Raw genomic sequence first — 19,353 nt, forward strand, 5'->3', positions numbered from 1 at the left:
CGGTGGGGGCGGCGCGCGGGGCCTCGGCCACCGCGACCCCGCGCGAGCGCAGGCGGTACAGGGCCTTCTTGGCGAGCTTGGCCAGCGGCTTCACCGAGGAGGCGGACAGGGCTTCCGCGAGCGCGGGCTGGCCTGCGAGCACGGAGGCTTCGAGGACGGCGGCGGCGAGGGGCTCGGGCAGGGCTTCCAGCTCGGCGGGCGTGGCGACGTGGCCCTCGCGCGCGAGGGCGCGGGCGGCCTCCACCTTGTCGGCGGGGAGGTCCGGCAGGGCGGTGCCGGCGCGAAGTGCGTCCAGCAGGGAGCGAGGGTCCGAGGCGGGGGATTTCATGCGGGGCCTTGTACCCCGCGCCGCGTGTCTCGGGGCATCGTCCGCGCGGGGCGCGCGACCACTGGCCCACACTCCGGACGGCGCGGGACGCGGCGCTCGGGTGCGAGTGTCGTGGGGCGACGCCCGACGCCGGGCCGACCTCGGTGAGCGTCGAGCGGAGCCTTGCGCTGAACGCCTCGGACGCCGCGTTCAGCGCCTGCGCACCAGCCAGCTGCGGCCCGACTGCCCGACGATGGCGAACTCCGATTGGAGCCGCGCGCCGAACACCTGGGACGGGTGGGCGCCGCGCACGACGAAGGTGTCGTACCAGGCGCCCTGCATGTCCCAATCGACGTCCTGGGGCCGCCACTCGGAGGGGAAGGTGGGCGGCACCTCGCCGCGATACTTCAGCGGCGAGTGCGGCGTGGACGCGAACGTGAAGTTGGGCACACCCCCGCGCTCGCGCGCGAGCACCGCCGCCGAGTGGATGAACACGGGGAAGCGCACCACGCGCGAGCCCGGGTCGTAGATGAGCCCCATGACCCGGGGCTTCGACGCCGTCGCCGACACCAGCCCCTCCCACTCCGCGGCCTCGCGAGAGAAGGCGCGGAAGCCCCGGCCCAGCGTGACGGCCAGCACCAGCGCGCACGCCCCCGCGGCCCATCGCAGCGGCACCCGCCACGACGCCACCGTCGCCGGCGCCGTGGCCACCAGCAGCGCGGCCGCCAGGTGCGCATAGCGCGTGTTCAGGTAGTAGACGTATCCCCGGATGTCGAACGGCAGCAGGAAGTATAGGGCCAGCGCCAGCCCGCCCAACCCCAGCAGCCGCGAGCGCGTCACCCAGCCCCGAGAGCTCCCAGCCTCCGGACGCACCAGCCCCGCCACCCAACCCGCGAGCGCCACCGCGCCCACCGCGTACATCGCCCACCGGTCCGAGCCATCCCGCAGGGTGTTGGCGAGCACGTCGAACAGCTCCGCGCGGTTCTGCGCGAAGCTCTTCCACCCCAGGTTCTGCGGCGAGAACGTCGGCCCCCACGCCTTCCACGGCGCCCCCGGCTGGATGTCGGGCGGCTCACCGAAGCGCAGCACCACCCAGCCGAGGAACAGCGCGACCCCGGGCACCACGCCCAGGAGCGCCGGCACCCGGGGCTTGAGCCTCGCGACGAGTCCCCGCGCCGTGGCGTCCTCCGGCACCGCCGTGGTGACGAGCAGCCAGGGCAGCCCGAAGGCGAGGAACCCGAAGGCCTGCACATGGAACAGCAGCACCGCGACCAGGCACCCGGCCAGCCACGCCGCCCAGCGTCTGCGCCGGGGCTCGTCCTCCAGCGCGCGCACGAAGAAGCCACAGCACAGCAACGTCAGCGGCAGCGCGGCGCAGTAGTTGATGAAGCCCCAGCCGAAGCTGTCTCCGTACGCGAAGGGCAGCGCGAGCAGCGACGGCCACGTGGGCCTGCCCAGCGAGCGCAGCAGGAAGCCCAGGCTCAGCGGCAGGCCCACCACGTAGGCGGTGAGGAAGACGCGGTTGGCCAGGTCCAGCGGCAGCAGCCAGTTCAGCGCGCTGACCAGGTAGTAGTACCCCAGGTACGGGGTCAGGGCGTGCCGCGCCTCGAAGAGCCGCGGGTACAGCGTGCTCGGGTCATCCAGCCGGTGGAGCACCGAGATGAGGTACAGGTGCTGCGGCAGGTCCACCATGGGCAGGTGGCGGGACACCCACAGGGGCAGGGCGCCGAGCACCAGGGCCGTCACGTGAATAAAGCGAGCGTTGGAGTTCGTCACGAGAGGGGCAGGACTGTACGCGCCGCTTCCCTGCCCGGCGAGCAGCCAACAGGGACGCTCGACGTGACGCGGCGAGGTAGACAAAGGTATGGCCGTCGACCTTGGCAGTCGTTGGGGCCTGCGCTATAGGCGCCGGAGCACGGGGGGCGAGGGCCCCTCGAGGAGCGCGCACATGACACGCAACGCGACGATGATGGTTGCGGCGCTGGCCAGCGGTCTGCTGATGCTCGCGCCCCGAGCGGCGAGCGCCTGCGAGGCCCACGCCCAGGCCGCGCGAGCCAAGGCCGAGAAGGCCCAGACGCCCGCCCCGGACTCGAAGGCCACCGAGGCCCGTCCAGCCACGGGCGAGCAGGAGCGCCCGCTCGACGCGCTCGACTCGCTGATGGCCGCGAAGTGTCAGTGCGGCAGCAAGGCGGACTGCACGTGCAAGAAGGGCACGTGTGAGTGCGCCCGTTGCAAGCCCAAGCGGCAGGTGATGGACGCGCTGCGCGGTCAGCCCGCGGAGCTGAAGCTGGACGAGGCGCGCCGCACCGACGCGTCCGCCGGCATCTTCATCTGAGCGTCTCGGCGGAGGCCTTCTCCGCCTTGAGCACCAGCAGCGGCGGCAGCGCCACGCGCTCGAAGCGCACCAGCCCCGCCGCCCCGGCCGCCGCGCGCAGCGTGGCCTCGGTCCTGGGATGGAGCCCCGCGCGACGGTGAAGCAGCCCCGACGCGGACCCAGGCGGCGCATACGTGCTCGCCACCCAGCGTCCCCCGGGCCGCAGCGCCCGCGCCACCTCCAGCATCAGCCGGCCCAGGTCCTCCACGTAGTGGAGCGAGTCCACCATCAACACCGCCCCCAGCGCTCCGTCCTGGAAGGGGAGGTAGGGCGCCTGGGCTCGCAGGAAATCCACCGTCGCGCCCGCCTCGCGCGCCTGCGCCATGCCTTCCTCCAGCATCGCGGGGCTCACGTCCTGTCCGGCGACGGGCGGGAAGCCCGGCTCACGCGCGAGCCTGCGCGCCACCAACCCCGTGCCGCAGCCCAGGTCCAGCACCGGCCCGTCGGGCGTGCCCAGCAGGCTGCGGTAGAGCAGGTACTCGCTGTCCGCGTCGAGCGGCTGACGCAGGAGCGCGCGTTGGAGGGTGGGGCGCACGTAGCGCTCGTAGGAGCGCGCCACCCAGCGGTTCTCCAGCCCGCGCTGCAGGCCGGCGGAGGCGGGAGGCTCCAGCACCAGGTCCGCGACGCCCTCGGCCACCGGGTAGCTGGTGCGGCACTCCGGACAACGCAGCGGGCCGAAGAGCAACACCGGCGCGGGCGCCTCGGGACGCAGCGCGCCCTTGCGACAGCGGGGGCAGCGAAGGAGCTGGACGAGCGCGTGCCGCACCCGGGCGTCAGGCCTGGGGCGGCGGAGGGGTGACGCGCCGGTCCTCGGCCACGAGCACCGGCCAGCCCCGCGCCATCGCCTCGCGGAAGAAGGCGGCCAGCTCCCTGCGGCTGTCGTTCACCGCGCCCTGGAAGGGGTCGATGAGGGACTCCTCGCCGAGGCTGCGCGTGGCGTTGAGCTCCACCGGGGTGCCACACCGCTCGCAGCGGATGGACACCTGGCGCACCAGCGCCACCGGCACCGCGTACCGGGCGCCGCAGTCGCCGCACTTCCACACCAGCGCGCGCTCACCGGCCTCGCGCCGCGCCAGGCCCTCCAGCTCATCCGCCAGACGCAAGAGCGCCGGTAGATCCTGGGGCGGCTGCGCGAACACCGCGGAGGCGCCGAAGCCCGCTTCGGGCGCGCCCAGCTTCGGCGGCTTGTCGCCCTGCAGCAGGGCGCGCAGGCGGTCCTTCGCGCGCATGTCACGGAACTCGGCGCCTGACAGGGCGCGCTCCACCGCCTCATGGACCGGCGGCAGGTCCGGCTCGAGGCGCTCATCGACCGGCAGCGACTGGGGATGCTCCACCAGTCGGTGCGACGGAACTGCGAGAAATCGGAAGGCCACGGATGCTCCATTGCACCCTGGCCTTCCCGGCGCAAGACGCGAGTTGGCAAATGTCCGCTGTGACGACAGATTCCGCTCTATCTGGACCACTCCAGCATGAGCTGCAACGGAGCGCGGGCCGCCTCCCGCAGGTCCTCCGGCATCGTCAGCTCCGGCGTGCGCTCCTTCATGCACTTCCAGAGCTTCTCCATCGTGTTGAGCCGCATGTACGGGCACTCGTTGCACGCGCAGCCGTTGTCCGGCGGCGCGGGGATGAAGTGCTTGTGCGGCGCGCCCTTCTTCATCTGATGGAGGATGCCCGCCTCCGTCACGACGATGAACTTCTCCTTCGGGCTCTTGATGACGTGGTCGAGGATGCCCTTCGTCGAGCCGATGAAGTCCGCGTGCCGCAGCACCGGCGCCTCGCACTCCGGATGGGCCACCACCTCCGCGTCCGGGTGGAGGACCTTCAGCTCCACCAGCTTCTTTTCGCTGAAGATTTCGTGGACGATGCAGCTGCCCGGCCACAGCACCATGTCCCGCCCCGTCTGCTTCATGACGTGGCGGCCCAGGTGCTGGTCCGGCGCGAAGAGGATCTGCCGGTCGCGGGGGACCTGGTTGACGATTTTCACCGCGTTGGAGGACGTGCAGATGACGTCGCTCATCGCCTTCACCGCGGCGGAGCTGTTCACGTAGCTCACCACGAAGGCGCCCGGATGCTTCTCCTTGAAGACCTTGAAGGCCGCCGGCGGACACCGGTCCGACAGCGAACAGCCCGCCTTCAGGTCCGGCAACAGCACCTGCCGCGAGGGATTCAGGATTTTCGCGGTCTCCGCCATGAAGTGCACGCCACAGAAGACGATGACGTCCGCCTGGGTGCGCTCCGCCGCCTGCGCCAACGCGAGGCTGTCCCCGACGAAGTCCGCCACGTCCTGGACTTCGCTCTCCTGGTAGTAGTGCGCAAGAATCACAGCGTTCATGGAACGCTTGAGCTCCTCGATTTCCCGCGCGTAATCCACCTCGGTGCCCATGGCACCTCCTTGCCTGGTCGACACTTAACTCGCCCGGCGGGGTTGGGCCACATCGTCGGAAGTTGGCTGCCGGGCGGACGGATGGCCGGCGCTGGCGTTCCCTGGGTCGACTCTGCCACCGTCCCACTTCGTGCAAGCGAGGCGCATGCCCGCATCACCTGACGGCGCGGAGAGGGTAGACTGCGCGCAATCCTCCGGGTCGGCCCGGGGGAGCAGTCGCCTTGCTGTCGAGCTTGGACAAGCCACACATTCGGGGTCGAGAACACGCGATCGGCTGGTGGAGAGGGGGCGGCACCGGACCCGTGGCCGTGGGCAGGCAGTGGCCCTGCCCCTTCTCCATTTGAACGCCTTTCCCGTCGAGGAGAGAGCATGAGTGTCCCCACTCAGGACGTCCTGATTGTGCATCCGAACGAGGGCCGGCGCGCCGCGCTGGCCGAGGTCCTGGGCGTCCACCGGGTTGTCGCGGTGGAGTCCCAGGTGGAAGCCACGCGGCGCATGGAGTCCACGGCGCCCACCCTCATCATCGCTCCTCCGGAGAACGCGCGGCGCTTCTTGAGACATGTCGACCGGGCCGCGCCCGAGGCCGTGCGCGTCTTCGTCTGTTCGCAGTCGGACCGCCAGGGGCTCGAGGAACTCGTGGAGACCGCGGCCGAAGGGCATGTCTTCAATACGCTGGATGACAGCCTCACCGTGTCGGAGCTGGGCCGCCGGCTCACCAGCATCCTCCAGCACCGCTCCTCGGCCCGGGTGACGCCCGCCAGCACCCTGGCGGTGCGCTTCCGGCTCAACGGCGTGACGTACCCCGCTGGCTGCCTGGACGTGGGCAACTTCGGCGCCGCGCTGCGCGTGCCGCTCACCGCGTCCATCGGCGCGTTCATCCAGGGCACCGCGCTGGAGGACCTGGTCTTCGAGCGCCACGGCAAGACGGTGCTCCAGGTCCCGCGCGCGTTCATCCGCCACGCCCAGCAGGTCCACGCCACCCAGCAGCCCTACCTGCGGCTGGGCATCACCTGGGGCGAGGGACTGGACGAGCCGGTGACCGCGCCGACCTCCCGCATGAGGGACCCGGTCATCGTCCTGGCGCTCCTGCGCAAGGCGGTGCGCCGCGAGACGCCCATCTGGCTGCACTACCTGGACACGCCGTCCTCCCACTTCCGCCTGGACGCGCCCGTGGTGGAGCTGCAGGACGGGCGCGCGGTGCTGCGCGGCTTCAATGACGGCGCGTTCCCCGCGGACGTGGGGGACGTGCTGCAGCTCTCCTTCGAGGTCGGCGGACAGAGCTACTCGGGCGCCACCAGCGTGCTGCGCCGGGGCGACAACGACGTGGCGCTGAGCGTGCCGCGCTCGGTGGGGCTGCAGAACCGCCGCGGCCTGCAGCGCTTCCGGCTGGGGCCCGACCACCGCTTCCTCGTCACCTTCCACGCGCCCATCAACGGCGAGCGCATCACCCGCTCGGTGCTGGATTTGAGCGGCCGCGGCTTCGCGTTCCCGTTCGACGCGTCCTGCGAGGTGCTGCCCGCCGGCTCCCAGCTGGACGTGTCGCTCCTGTTGCCGGACGGCTCGGAGGTGCCGTGCCGCGCGGAGGTCCGCTCGGTGGACGCGGTCAACACCGACAGCCGGTTCGACCGGAGCCTGCGCCCGTACCGCTGCGGCGTGCGGCTGCTCGAGGTGCCGACGAAGATTCGCGACGCCATCCATGACGCCTTCATGGCGTCACGCAGCGGGGCCTCGCGCGACGGCGGCCAGGAGAAGCTGGCGGACATCTGGAAGATGATGGAGGAGTCCCACTACACCTTCCATCCGGACTACCCGTTCGGCGGCGAGGCGGGCTACCTGGACGCTCTGGAGCACACCCACCGGCGGCTCGCGGAGGCCAAGGACCTGGGCCGCTCCATCCTCTACGCGGATGCGGGCGCCATCATGGGCCACGTGGGCGGCTTGAGGATGCACTCGCGCTCGTGGCTGGTGCAGCACCTGGCGGTGCGGCCCGGCTACCACCGGCACGAGCAGATCGCCAACGACCTGACGGCGCTCGCGGTGGAGATGGGCGAGGCCATCGAGGACGTGGAGTTCCTGCGCTACATGTGGCGCAGCGACAACCGGTGGCCCAACCGGCTGGGCACGTGGCTGGCCCGCGTCATGGAGAACCGCGGCTTCAGCATGCTGCGCGCCTTCCACTACATGCGGCTGCCCCTGGAACTGGCGCCCCAGGCCCCGGCGACGACGCTGACGGTGCGCGAGGGGACGCAAGCGGACCGCGCCTGGCTGGAGGCGCACCTGCGCGCCCGGGGCGAGGTGGTCCGCGTGCTGGCGGAGGACCTCCAGGCGGAGCCGGACGCGGAGGACCAGATGCGCGCGCGCTTCGCGGCCGCGGGGCTGTACCGGGACCGGCGCATGTTCGTGGTGGACGGGGAAGACGGCCCGCTGGCGCTGGCGCTGGTGGAGGAGGCCTCCCCGGGCCTGAGCTACATCGAGGTCACCAACGGCTTCTGGCTGGAGGTGGCGGACCGCTCGCATCCGCTGGCGAAGCAGGCGCTGGAGGCCCTGGTCCACCGGTGCATCGCCCACGCCCGCGCGCGGGGCCGGCCCTCGGCGGTGGGCCTGGTGGCGGACGAGGACGCGCCGCTGCTCGCGTCGATGGGCTTCGTGGGGCAGGGACGCTTCTGCGAGTGGATCTTCCACCGCTCCATGGTCCGCCGCTGGTGTGACTTGTGGCGCTCGCTCTTCGAGCGGCTCAGCCGCCCGCGCCGCGCCGCCGCCCAGCCGTCACCCGAGGACCCTTCATGTACTTGATGGAGTCCACGGAAGAGGGACGTCGGCTGCTCGCGCAGGAAGGCGCGTCCGACAACATGCGGACCCTCCTGGGCGCCACGGGGCTTGGCACCGGGGCGCGCGCGCTCGACGCGGGCTGCGGCCCCGGCGGCATCTCCGAGACGATGGCGGACCTGGTCGGCCCCACCGGCCACGTGACGGGCGTGGACCTCAACGAGGACCGGCTGCGCGAGGCCTCCCTGCGCAACGCCCACCGTCCCTGGCTGCGCTTCCATCAGGCGGACATCCGCCGCACCGGGTTGCCGGACGCGTCGGTGGACTACGTCTGGAGCCAGTACGTCTTCGAGTACCTGCCGGACCGGCCCGTGGCGCTCGCGGAGCTGATGCGCGTCACCCGGCCGGGCGGCAAGGTGGTGGTGTCGGACATCGACGGGCTGGGCTTCCAGAACTGGCCCTTCTCCGACGCGCTGCGTGACGGCACCCAGCGCATCGTCGACGCGCTGGCCACGAGGGGGTTCGATCTGCACGTCGGGCGCAAGCTCTTCTCGGAGTTCCGCGAGGCGGGGCTCGTGGACGTGAAGGTGCACCTGCTGCCGTTCTACCTGGTGGCCGGGGCCGCGGACGCCCGGCTGATGCGGGACTGGGAGGTGCGCTTCGCCGCGCTGGCCCCGGTGGCCGCGCCCGCCTTCGGAGGCCTGGAGCCGTACCAGGCCCACTGCCGCGACTTCCTGGCCATGTTGGCGGACCCCGCCGGACTCAAGTATGCGGTGACGCTGGTGACGGAGGGAACCCGGCCTTGAGTGACAGTGCCCCACAGCGGGAGGACGCGCAGACGCCCGACAACGCGCCCGAGGTGGGGACCCGCGCCACCTCCACGCTGCTCTTGTACTTCGAGCAGCGCTACGGCGGTGAGCGGCTGCAGCGCGCCTGGGCGCGCCACGGCTTCGGCCTTCCGCTGGAGTACATGCGCACGCCGACGAACTTCGTCTCGCTGCGCTTCCTCGAGCGCGTGGCGGCGATGCTCCAGCAGGAGTCGGGGGACCCGCAGTTCATGCGGCAGGCGGGGTTGTTCACCGCGTCGCCCCAGGCGCTCGGCTTCGTCTTCTACATGCTGCGCGCGGTCGGCTCGCCGCGCATGTGCTACCGGCAGACCATTGAGTTCTCCCCCAGCTACAACCGCGTGGGCCACTTCACCGTGGAGCGGCTGGAGCGCGAGCGGCTGGACCTGACGTACCGCAGCAGCATCGTCGAGCAGGACCGCAACATCTGCGAGCTGCGGATGGGCCAGTTCGCGTCGTTCCCCACCATCTGGGGGCTGGCGCCCGCGGAGGTGCGGGAGCTGGAGTGCCAGGTGCACGGCGCGCCCGCGTGCCGCTACCACCTGACGTGGACGGACCCTCCGTCGCTGTGGGGCCACCACCTGGGCCTGGTGCTGGGCACGGTGTGTGGCCTGGCCGCGACGGCGGTGGGGCTGGGCCACCCGGTGTTCTGCGTGGGGGCGCTCGCCACGGCGGGCTTCGCGGTGGGCGGCTGGCTGGACGGGCGGCGCGAGCTGAAGGGCAAGGACGAGGCGCTGCGCTCGCAGAACCAGGCCATCATGGGCTCGCTGTCGGAGCTGCAGCAGCGCTACGACGAGATCTTCCGCGCCAACGTGGCCCTCGAGGACCGCGTGGCCGAGCGCACCCAGGAGCTGAAGGAGGCCAACGGCAAGCTGGGCGACGCGCTGGTGCGCCAGCAGGAGCTGGACCGGCTCAAGAGCGAGTTCTTCGACAACGTCAGCCACGAGCTGCGCACGCCGCTCACGCTCATCCTGCTGACGCTCGAGTCGCTGGAGCGCCGCGGCGAGGAGAACAACCCGGAGGTGGTCATGCAGCACGTGGCCACCATGGAGCGCAGCGCGCAGCGCCTCTTGCGCCTCATCAACAACCTGCTGGACCTGGCCCAGCTCGAGTCGGGCAAGGCGCGGCTGCGCTACCAGCCCCTGGAACTGCACGCCTTCCTGAGCACCGTGCTGCCGCCGTTCCTCGCCATGGCGGAGCGGCAGGGCGTGTGGCTGAAGCTGGAGGGCCAGGCGGTGACGCCCGTGGAGGTGGACCACGAGCGCATGGACATCGTCTTCCAGAACCTCCTGTCCAACGCGCTGAAGTTCACCCAGGCCGGCGGGGTGACGGTGCGCGTGCACGAGGACGAGAAGGACGTCTGGGTGGACGTGGTGGACACCGGCCAGGGCATCTCCGCCCCGGACACGAAGGTCATCTTCGACCGCTTCGCCCAGGCGGACAACAGCGGCACCCGCCGCTTCGGCGGCACGGGCATCGGCCTGGCGCTGGTGAAGGAGACGCTGGAGCTGCACGAGGGCGGCATCCACGTGACGAGCGAGCTGGGCCAGGGCTCCACCTTCCACGTGCGCCTGCCCAAGGGGAGAGCGCACATCCGCGAGGAGCTGCGCGAGCGGCGCCGCGCGGAGATGCCGGTGCGGCGCGAGCGGCGAATCTCGGGCTCGTACCCCTCGCTGGACGCGGGCGTGCCGGACAACGGGCGCAACGCCTCGGCGCTGCCGGCGAGAGACCATGCCGGGCCGGGGCCGGACGCGCCGCGCATCCTGGTGGTGGAGGACGACGCGGAGATTCGCGGCTTCATCGCGGGGCTGCTCAAGCAGCACTACCGGGTGATGGAGGCCATCAACGGGGAGGAGGGCCGCCAGCGCGCCCTGGCCGAGCGGCCGGAGCTCATCGTGTCGGACGTGATGATGCCGGTGCTCTCGGGCCTGCAGATGCTCGAGGCCCTGCGCGCGCATCCGCAGACGGTGGACATCCCCGTCATCCTCCTCACCGCGCGCCAGGAGGTCTCCGCGAAGGTGGAGGCCCTGGGCACGGGCGCCAACGACTACCTGGGCAAGCCCTTCAGCCCGCGCGAGCTGCTGGCGCGAATCGAGACGCAGCTGCGCCTGCGCGAGGCGGCCATCCGCTCCGCGGAGAACGAGCGGCTGGCGGCCATCGGCCTGCTCACCTCCGGCTTCGCGCACGAGGTCAGAAACCCGCTCAACGGGTTGATGAACGCGCTGACGCCGCTGAAAGAGGTGCTGGTGGCCGACACGCCGGACGCGCAGATGAGCCGCGCCATGGTGGAGGTGATGGAGGAGTGCGGCCAGCGCATCCGCCACCTCGCCGAGTCGCTCTTGTCCTTCACCCGCACCACCGACACGCCGGTGATGCTGTCCCTGGACACGCTGCTGGACTCCACGCTGGGCGTGCTCATGTGGCGCGTGCCTTCGGGCGTGACGGTGGAGCGCGCCTACGAGTGCACGCTGCCGGTGCAGGGAGACCCGGGCTCGCTCAACCAGGTGTGGCTCAACCTGCTGGACAACGCGCTGCGCGCGGTGGGCGAGCACGGCCGGGTGCGCGTGGCCACGTCCTGCCAGGGCGACGAGGCCGTCGTCACCATCAGCGACAACGGCGTGGGCATCCGCCAGGAGGACATGGAGCGGCTGTTCCAGCCCTTCTTCTCCACCCGCGCCGCGGGGGAGGGCACGGGGCTGGGGCTGGCCCTGAGCCGGCGCATCATCGTGCGTCACGGCGGCCGCATCGACCTGAGCAGCGCGCCGGGCAAGGGCACCCAGGTGGAGGTTCGACTGCCCCTGCGTCCTCCCGGGCGCTCCTCGTCGAGCGGCGGCGCCGAGGGACAGTCCGAGCCCCGCGTGGGCCGGCTGGGCTGAGCTGCTTCCGGCGGGCGGCGGCTCGACTCGACGCGGCGTGACGTCCGGAGGGCGGGGCGGGGGACGGGGGAATTCTCGGCCGTCCCCGTTGTCCACTCACGCACGGCTGTCGTTGGGTCTGCTACAGTCAAGTGCTCTTTACGTCACACCCCATCCACCCACCGAAGGAAACCTCGGCATGCAAGGAACCGTAGCCGCGGGCGCTGCCCGTCAGGGGCACCCGCGAGGGTTGTACCTCCTGTTCTTCACCGAAATGTGGGAGCGCATGTCGTATTACGGCATGCGCGGCCTGCTCGTCCTATTCCTCACGAGCCAGGTCAACGGGGGCTTCGGGTGGAGCAAGAGCGAAGCGCTCAGCCTCTACGGAACGTACACCGGCCTGGTGTACCTGACGCCCATCGTCGGCGGCTTCCTGGCGGACCGCTTCATGGGGCAGCGCCGGGCGGTGGTGCTCGGTGGCGTGTTGATGATGATAGGCCACCTGGTCCTCGCGCTCCCCAGCGTGATGATGTTCTACGTGGGCCTGGGCTTCCTCATCATCGGCAACGGCTTCTTCAAGCCGAACATCTCCACCATGGTGGGCGGGCTGTACGCGCCGGGTGACGGCCGTCGGGATGGTGCCTTCACCATCTTCTACATGGGCATCAACCTGGGCGCGATGCTCGGCAACTTCATCTGCGGCACGCTGGGTGAGAAGGTCGGCTGGCACTGGGGCTTCGGCTCCGCGGGCGTGGGCATGTTCCTGGGCCTGGTGGCCTTCCTCGCGCTGCAGAAGAAGCTGCTGGGCGAGGTGGGCCTGGCCCCCGTGAAGCCCTCGGCGCAGGCGCAGGTGGCGCAGGGCGGCGGGGAGAAGAAGGGCTTCAGCCGCGAGGAGGTCGACCGCATCATCGTCATCTTCATCATCGCCCTCTTCGTCGTCGCCTTCTGGGCGGGCTTCGAGCAGGCCGGCGGTCTGATGAACCTCTACACGAACGAGAAGGTGGACCGGCACATCCTGTTCGGCGAGGTCCCCACCACCTGGTTCCAGAACTTCAACTCGCTCTTCATCGTCGCGCTGGCGCCGGTGTTCGCGGGGCTGTGGGGGTGGCTTGCCGCGCGCGGCAAGGACCCGAGCATCCCGGTGAAGATGGGCCTGGGCCTGGTGTTCCTCTCCATCGGCTTCGTCTTCATGCTGGGCGCCTCCAACCAGAGCGAGGCGGCGGGCAAGGCGGCCGCGTACTGGGTCATCCTGGCGTACCTGTTCCACACCATGGGCGAGCTGTGCCTGTCCCCGGTGGGCCTCTCCATGGTGACCAAGGTCGCGCCCCAGCGCATCGTCTCCGCGATGATGGGCGTGTGGTTCCTGGCGAACGCGGCGGCCAACAAGCTGTCCGGCGTCATCGGCGGCTACTCGGAGAAGCTGGGCGAGTTCGACGTGTTCCTCTACATCTCCATCGGCACGGGCATCGCCGGCCTCATCCTCCTGGTCGTCTCGCCCGTCCTGAAGAAGATGATGCACGGCACCGACGAGGTGAAGCCCGCCTCGCCCACCCACGAGCAGGCCCAGGGCGGCTCCTCGGTGGCCGCGGCCTGAGTCCCGAAACGACGAGGGGCGCGCCTCCCTGAAAGAGAAGCGCGCCCCTTGGACTTCGACGAAGCACCCGACGCCGGAGCGCCTCTCACGTGGAGGGCTCCGGCGTCGCTGTTTCTTCAGGCCGACTTCGCCGTGATTCCCGCCGCGCTGCGCTCCTCGGTGGGGAGCGGCGCGGAGGTCTGGTACCAGTCGCGCACCACGTAGCGGCGGGCCACCAGCGCCATGCCCACGGCGGCGACCAGGGCCATGCCCGCGTAGAAGAAGAACTGCCCGGAGCCGGAGAAGACGTTGAGCGCCGCGGCGATGGCCACCGCCACGTTGGCCAGCGTGTTCGTCACCAGCCACACGCTCTGGATGGTGCCCTTCATCTGCCGGGGCGCCTGCGTGTACGCGAACTCCAGGCCCGTGGTGGACATCAGGATTTCGCCGAGCGTCAGCACCACGTACGGCAGAATCTGCCACGCGATGTTCAGCGTCGTGCCGCCCTCCATCGCCACCTGGAAGAAGCCGGCGATGATGAACGACAGCGCGCCGAAGACGAGCCCCAGCGGCATGCGCCGCAGCGGCGTCAGCTCCCACCCCGAGCGCTGGAACAGCGGGTACACCACCGCCGTCAGGAAGGGGATGAGCAGCATCACCAGCATCGGGTTGACGAACTGCATCTGGCTGGGCTGGAACTCGTACCCGGCCACGTTCAGGTCCATGGCGCGCGCCTGCACCACCCACGTGGACGCCTTCTGGTCGAACAGCATCCAGAAGAAGGGCACGAAGGGCAGCATCAGCCCGCTCACCCGGAACACCGCCTTGGCGCCCTCCACGGCTTCGTCGGGGTGCGTGGACTTGGCGCCGTCCAGCCAGTGGCCGCCCTGGCCCCGGTTCTTCAGCGCGCTGCTCACCACCTTGAGGAACGAGTGCGGGTTGGCCCCCGTCGGCGGCACCATCACGTAGTGGCGCCTGCCCGCCCAGAAGATGACCGTCGCGATGAACATCAGCACGCCCGGGATTCCGAAGGCGACCGACGGGCCGAAGTTCTTGAGCAGCAGCGGGATGAACAGCGACGCGAAGAACGAGCCGAAGTTGATGGTCCAGTAGAAGATGGCGAAGAGCTTCTTCACCAGGTGGCTGTTGGACTCGTTGAACTGGTCTCCCGCCATGGCCGCGACGCACGGCTTGATGCCGCCGCTGCCCACGGCGATGAGGGCCAGGCCCGTGTAGAAGCCCGTGGCGTTGTTCTCGAAGACGGCGAGCAGCGCGTGGCCGATGCAGTAGACGATGCTCAGCCAGAGGATGGTGCGGTACTTCCCGAAGAAGCGGTCCGCCAGGTACCCACCGATGAGCGGGAAGAAGTACACCCCCGCCATGAAGGTGTGCATCAGGCTCTTGCCCTGGGCCTCGCGCAGCCCCGTGTCGGGCACCGCGTTGCGCAGCAGGTAGTCGATGAGGAACACCGTGAGGATGTTCCGCATCCCGTAGAAGCTGAAGCGCTCACACGCCTCGTTGCCGATGATGAACGGTATCTGCGGCGGGAACTTGTTGTTCTGCGGTACCGCGGGACTCTCAGCCATGAGTCGGGGTGCTCCCTGGTGGCGAAAGGTGGGGGCGCCTGGAAGGCAAGGGGCCCAACCCTACCCAACGCGCGCGCCGGACTCCACCGAAGCCCCGCGTCCGACGTCACTCCGCCACCCCGGGCGGCCCCTCCCCATACGGTGGGGCGGCCTTGGCTCGGGCTGCCTGCCTTGTCCTGCCGCGATGCGGCGTGTGTCGCGTGCCTCGCGCCCTCGGCGCAGCCGCACCGGAATTCTCGCGCGAGCTTGCCCCGCGCGTTCCGATGCGAGTGCGTGTTTATTGATGCAACTTAAGCGGACTGGGCCTGTTTGACAGGAATTGATGGGGCCCTATCATGTGACACGCGGCTGAAACTGATTTCGCGTCTCACACCCCACCTGTGAAGTCTTCCTCCAAGGTGGACGGGGGGTAGGGGGTGAATGAAGGCACCCCCGCCCCCCGCTCCATGTTCTGGAAGCGGCCGGTGTGTGTGTAATCAGCCCGTCGCGCCGGGTTGGGCGGGCCTCGGGTCCGCCACGCGCTTGCCCACGCGGGCGCGCCGGGACTTGCCCAGCACGTGCGCCAGGTAGCGGCCGGTGTGGCTGGCCTGCACCTTGGCCACGCTCTCCGGGGTGCCCACGGCCAGCACCTGGCCTCCGCCGGCGCCGCCCTCGGGCCCCATGTCGATGAGCCAGTCCGCGCTCTTGATGACATCCAGGTTGTGCTCGATGACGAGCACGCTGTTGCCGGCGGCCACCAGCCGGTTGAGCACGGACAACAGCTTGCGGATGTCCTCGAAATGCAGACCCGTGGTGGGCTCGTCCAGGATGTAGAGCGTGCGGCCCGTGGCCACGCGCGCCAGCTCGCGCGCCAGCTTGATGCGCTGGGCCTCGCCGCCGGACAGGGTGGGGGAGGGCTGTCCCAGGCGGATGTAGCCCAGGCCCACGTCGCCCAGCGTCTGCAGCACGCGCATGATGTCCTTGTGCGCGCCGAAGTGCTCCTGGGCCTCGCGCACGCTCATGTCGAGCGTCTCCGCGATGTTCTTGCCCTTGTAGCGCACGCGCAGCGTCGCCTCGTTGAAGCGCTTGCCGTTGCAGACCTCGCAGGGCACGTACACGTCCGCCAGGAAGTGCATCTCCACCAGCTTGACGCCGTCGCCCTCGCACGACTCGCAGCGGCCGCCCTTGATGTTGAAGCTGAAGCGGCCCGGCCCGTAGCCGAACGCGCGCGCCTCCGGCGTCATCGCGAACACCTCGCGGATGGCGTCGAACACCTTGGTGTACGTGGCGGGGTTGCTGCGCGGCGTGCGGCCGATGGGCCGCTGGTCGATGTCGATGACCTTGTCCAGGTGTTCGAAGCCCAGCACCGCCTTGTGCTTCCCGGGCGACTCGCGGCTGTCGTACAGGTGCCTGGCCAGGGCGGGGTAGAGGATCTCGTTGATGAGCGTGGACTTGCCCGCGCCGGACACGCCGGTGACGGCGGTGAAGATGCCCAGCGGAATCACCGCGTCCACGTCCCGGAGGTTGTTCTCCTTCGCGCCTTGAATCACCAGCTGGTGCTTGGGGTTGGGCGCGCGGCGCTGCTCGGGGATCTCAATCTCCAGCCGCCCGGAGAGGTAGCCGCCGGTGAGGCTGTTCTCGTCCGCCATCACCTGCTTGGGCGTGCCCTGGGACACCACCTGGCCGCCCAGCTCCCCCGCGCCCGGGCCGAAGTCCACCAGCCAGTCCGCGTCCTCCATCGTCTCCTCGTCGTGCTCCACGACGATGACGGAGTTGCCCAAATCCCTCAGGCGCTTGAGCGTGGTGAGCAGCTTGCCGTTGTCGCGCTGGTGCAGGCCGATGGAGGGCTCGTCCAGGATGTAGATGACGCCCGTCAGCTCGCTGCCCATCTGCGACGCCAGCCGGATGCGCTGGCTCTCGCCACCCGACAGCGTGGACGCGGTGCGGTCCAACATCAAATAGCCCAGGCCCACGTCGACCAGGAACGACAGGCGGCTGCGGATCTCCTTGAGCAGCTCGGTGGCGATCTTCCGCTCGTGCTCGGACAGCGCCAGCGCGCCCAGGAACGCGAGCGCGTCCGCGATGGTCAGCCGGCTCAGCTCGACAATCGAGTGCGCGTGGACCTTCACCGCGCGGCTCTCGGGGCGCAGGCGCTCTCCCTTGCAGGTGGGGCAGGGCTTGTTGCTGAAGTACTTCTGCAGCTCGGTGCGGCGGGCCTCGGACGTCGTCGTCTTGAAGTTGCGCATCATGCGCTCGACGAGTCCCTCCCACTCCATCTTGTACTTGCCGTTGTCGCCCCACTCGACGGTGAAGCTCTTGCCCTTGGCGCCGTTCATCAGCGTGTCGCGCTCGCGCTTCGACAGCTTCCCGTAGGGCACGTCCAGATCAATCTTGAACGCCTTGGACAGGCTCTCCACGAAGTCCGCCGTCCAGCCCTCGCCGCGGTTCATCCCGTTGGCCCAGGGCTCGATGGCGCCGTCGCGGATGCTGCGCGACGGGTCCGGCACGATGAGGTCCGGGTCCATCTCCGGCCGGGTGCCCAGGCCGTTGCAGTCCGTGCACATGCCCAGCGGGTTGTTGAAGGAGAACGACGCGGGCGTCAGATCCCCGAAGGAGATGCCGCAGGCGGGGCATGCGTTGAGCTCGCTCATCACCCGGTCGGCGCTCGCCGCGCCCGACTCGTTGGTGATGATGAGCGTGCCCTTGCCCTCGCGCAGCGCGGTCTCCACCGAGTCCGTCAGTCGCGTCTTGATGTCCGCCTTGAGCACCAGCCGGTCGATGACCAGCTCGATGTCGTGCTTGGACTTCTTGTCCAGCTCGATGCGCTCCTCCAGGCTCTTGAGCGCCCCGTCGATGCGCGCGCGGGAGAAGCCGCGCTTCTGTGCCTCGGTGAGCAGGTCCTTGTGCTCGCCCTTGCGGTTCGTCACCAGCGGCGCCAGCACCTGGAGCTTGCTGCCCGAGGGCATCTTCAGGATTTCGTCGACAATCTGTTGCGCGCTCTGCTTGCCGACCTTGCGGCCGCAGTTGGGGCAGTGCTGCACGCCGATGGAGGCGTAGAGCACGCGCAGGTAGTCGTGCACCTCGGTGACGGTGCCCACCGTCGAGCGGGGGTTGTTGCTGGCCGCCTTCTGCTCGATGGAGATGGTGGGCGACAGGCCCCGGATGGTGTCGTACTTGGGCTTCTCCATCTGCCCCAGGAACTGACGGGCGTAGGCGGAGAGGCTCTCGACGTAGCGGCGCTGGCCTTCCGCGTAGAGCGTGTCGAAGGCGAGCGAGCTCTTGCCGGACCCGGAGACCCCCGTGAAGACGACCAGCTTCTTCTTGGGGATGTCCAGGGAGACGTTCTTGAGGTTGTGCTCCTTGGCGCCTCGGAGGGAGATGACGTCGGGCTCGGACATGATGGGCGGGCGATCTACCACTGAACAGGTGCTCCGGTAGCTCAAAAAACCTGGAGAGGAGGGTGGATGGTCCTCAACGCGTGGCGTTGCGCTCCCACTCCCACCCGTGCCAGCCATCCGAGCGGGCGACCCGGGGCCGCTGGAGCCCCGCCCGGGTTTCCGGTAGAGGGGCGCCTCCTCCTATGTCCTCCCGCTGGGTCCTCCCCGTGCGCTACCGCGGCACGCCGCTGCTCGTCTTCGCGAGCGTGCTGTTCGCGGTGATGGCGCTGTGCACCCGTCTGCTGGCCGGTCGCCTGTCCCCGGGCCAGGTGGCGTCCGGGCGCTTCGCCATCGGCCTGCTGTTCCTCGCGCTGTTCTTCCCGCTGATGCGGCGCAGGCCCCGCTTCGGGCGCGTCCACCTGTGGGCGCTGCGCGGCATCTTCGGCGGCGCGGCCGTCTACCTCTACTTCGTGGCGCTGGACCGGATGTCGGTGGGGCCCGCGGTGCTGCTCAACGCGTGCTGGCCCATCTACGCGGCCATCATCGGCTGGCTGTTCCTGGGCGAGCGCGTGACGGGGGCGCTGCTCGCGGGGCTGGTGCTCACCACGGCGGGCGCGGGGCTCGTCATGTGGAGCACGGTGGCCCAGGACGTGTCGCTGACGCTGGGGCTGGGCGCGTGGGCGGGCATGGCGTCGGCGGTGCTGGGCGGCGCGGCCGTGGTGGCGGTGCGCGCGCTGCGGCACGAGACGGACGCGGCCACGGTGTTCCTCTCCTTCTGTCTGTTCGGCCTGCTCTTCAGCCTGCCCTTCGCGCTCGCGGACTGGAGGCCGCTCGGCTGGGATGTCGTGCTTCCGCTGTTGGGCGTGGGCGTTTCCTCCGTGGTGGCGCAGATGGCCTTCACGTATGCCCTGGGCTACGTCACCGCGGTGGCCGGCGGGGTCGCCACCCAGTCGACGCCGGTCTTCTCGTGGGTGCTGGCGGCGGTGCTGCTGGATGAGGCCGTCTCGCCCCTGGCCGTGACGGGCGCCCTGGTGTGCATGGTGGGCGTCCTCTGGGGAACGGGCGTGCTGGAGCGCCTGCGCGCCCCGCAGTCGAAGCCCGCGCCCTGAGGCGCTCGGGTGCCCACGGCGGGCTGGTGGTTTGTCCCGACTGTCACCTGGTGTTCCTGAAGTAATTCCAGTCCCACCCGCCCCCAGGGAAACGTTCTTCCCACGGCGGAGAACCCCTTTCCCCAAACACGCCCAAGAGTTGCCACGTTGGCCGGTGGACGTCTGTCGCCGCCATGCGTCGGGCACCTGGGTTGCAAAG

The 19,353-nt window shown here is 70.2% G+C and carries 12 protein-coding genes and 1 pseudogene; 6 read left to right on the forward strand and 7 right to left on the reverse strand.

Going from position 1 to position 19,353, the window contains the following annotated elements; all coding sequences use genetic code 11:
• A pseudogene (locus tag FL311_RS21355) lies at positions 1-328 on the reverse strand (hypothetical protein); the annotation flags it as partial.
• A 189-nt stretch (positions 329-517) separates the two neighbouring features.
• Positions 518-2,083, reverse strand: a complete 1,566-nt coding sequence (locus FL311_RS21360) for a hypothetical protein (protein WP_141327506.1) — start codon at positions 2,081-2,083, stop codon at positions 518-520.
• A gap of 172 nt (positions 2,084-2,255) precedes the next feature.
• Here FL311_RS21360 and FL311_RS21365 point away from each other — a divergent pair, with 172 nt between their 5' ends.
• Entirely contained in the window at positions 2,256-2,642 is a 387-nt protein-coding gene (locus FL311_RS21365) for a metallothionein (RefSeq protein ID WP_141327507.1), read from the forward strand.
• Here FL311_RS21365 and FL311_RS21370 read toward each other — a convergent pair.
• The 3 genes from FL311_RS21370 to nadA all read right to left on the reverse strand — a co-directional run bounded on the left by FL311_RS21370 (position 2,635) and on the right by nadA (position 5,064).
• Positions 2,635-3,447 carry a class I SAM-dependent methyltransferase gene (locus FL311_RS21370; RefSeq protein WP_194869297.1) on the reverse strand — a complete coding sequence of 271 codons (813 nt, stop codon included), beginning with the start codon at positions 3,445-3,447 and terminating at the stop codon, positions 2,635-2,637. The genes FL311_RS21365 and FL311_RS21370 overlap by 8 nt on opposite strands.
• A gap of 7 nt (positions 3,448-3,454) precedes the next feature.
• Positions 3,455-4,054: a hypothetical protein gene (locus FL311_RS21375; protein ID WP_046712851.1), complete on the reverse strand. Its 600-nt coding sequence runs from the start codon at positions 4,052-4,054 to the stop codon at positions 3,455-3,457.
• A gap of 77 nt (positions 4,055-4,131) precedes the next feature.
• The gene (gene nadA / locus FL311_RS21380) at positions 4,132-5,064 is read right to left on the reverse strand and encodes a quinolinate synthase NadA (RefSeq protein WP_046712852.1); all 933 of its coding nucleotides are present in this window, start codon (positions 5,062-5,064) and stop codon (positions 4,132-4,134) included.
• A 369-nt stretch (positions 5,065-5,433) separates the two neighbouring features.
• On the opposite strand from nadA, the gene FL311_RS21385 reads away from it, so the two are divergent.
• The 4 genes from FL311_RS21385 to FL311_RS21400 all read left to right on the forward strand — a co-directional run bounded on the left by FL311_RS21385 (position 5,434) and on the right by FL311_RS21400 (position 13,124).
• Entirely contained in the window at positions 5,434-7,857 is a 2,424-nt protein-coding gene (locus tag FL311_RS21385) for a PilZ domain-containing protein (protein WP_141327508.1), read from the forward strand.
• Positions 7,848-8,636 carry a methyltransferase domain-containing protein gene (locus FL311_RS21390; RefSeq protein WP_194869298.1) on the forward strand — a complete coding sequence of 263 codons (789 nt, stop codon included), beginning with the start codon at positions 7,848-7,850 and terminating at the stop codon, positions 8,634-8,636. The genes FL311_RS21385 and FL311_RS21390 overlap by 10 nt, the downstream gene beginning before the upstream one ends.
• Positions 8,637-8,689: 53 nt before the next feature.
• On the forward strand, positions 8,690-11,551 hold the full coding sequence (locus tag FL311_RS21395; RefSeq protein WP_141327518.1) for an ATP-binding protein: 2,862 nt from the start codon (positions 8,690-8,692) through the stop codon (positions 11,549-11,551).
• Between the two features lie 178 nt (positions 11,552-11,729).
• Positions 11,730-13,124, forward strand: coding sequence for a peptide MFS transporter (locus tag FL311_RS21400; RefSeq protein WP_141327509.1), 1,395 nt, complete (start codon positions 11,730-11,732; stop codon positions 13,122-13,124).
• Between the two features lie 116 nt (positions 13,125-13,240).
• Here the strand turns inward: FL311_RS21400 and FL311_RS21405 are convergent, their stop codons facing one another.
• Positions 13,241-14,689 carry a POT family MFS transporter gene (locus FL311_RS21405; RefSeq protein WP_141327510.1) on the reverse strand — a complete coding sequence of 483 codons (1,449 nt, stop codon included), beginning with the start codon at positions 14,687-14,689 and terminating at the stop codon, positions 13,241-13,243.
• A gap of 476 nt (positions 14,690-15,165) precedes the next feature.
• Entirely contained in the window at positions 15,166-18,066 is a 2,901-nt protein-coding gene (gene uvrA / locus FL311_RS21410; protein ID WP_141327511.1) for an excinuclease ABC subunit UvrA, read from the reverse strand.
• 182 nt (positions 18,067-18,248) lie between these two features.
• Here uvrA and FL311_RS21415 point away from each other — a divergent pair, with 182 nt between their 5' ends.
• On the forward strand, positions 18,249-19,154 hold the full coding sequence (locus FL311_RS21415; protein ID WP_141327512.1) for a DMT family transporter: 906 nt from the start codon (positions 18,249-18,251) through the stop codon (positions 19,152-19,154).
• The last annotated feature ends 199 nt before the right edge of the window (positions 19,155-19,353 follow it).

The sequence above is a fragment of the Myxococcus sp. AB025B genome, from assembly GCF_006518215.1.
GTDB lineage: Bacteria > Myxococcota > Myxococcia > Myxococcales > Myxococcaceae > Myxococcus > Myxococcus fulvus.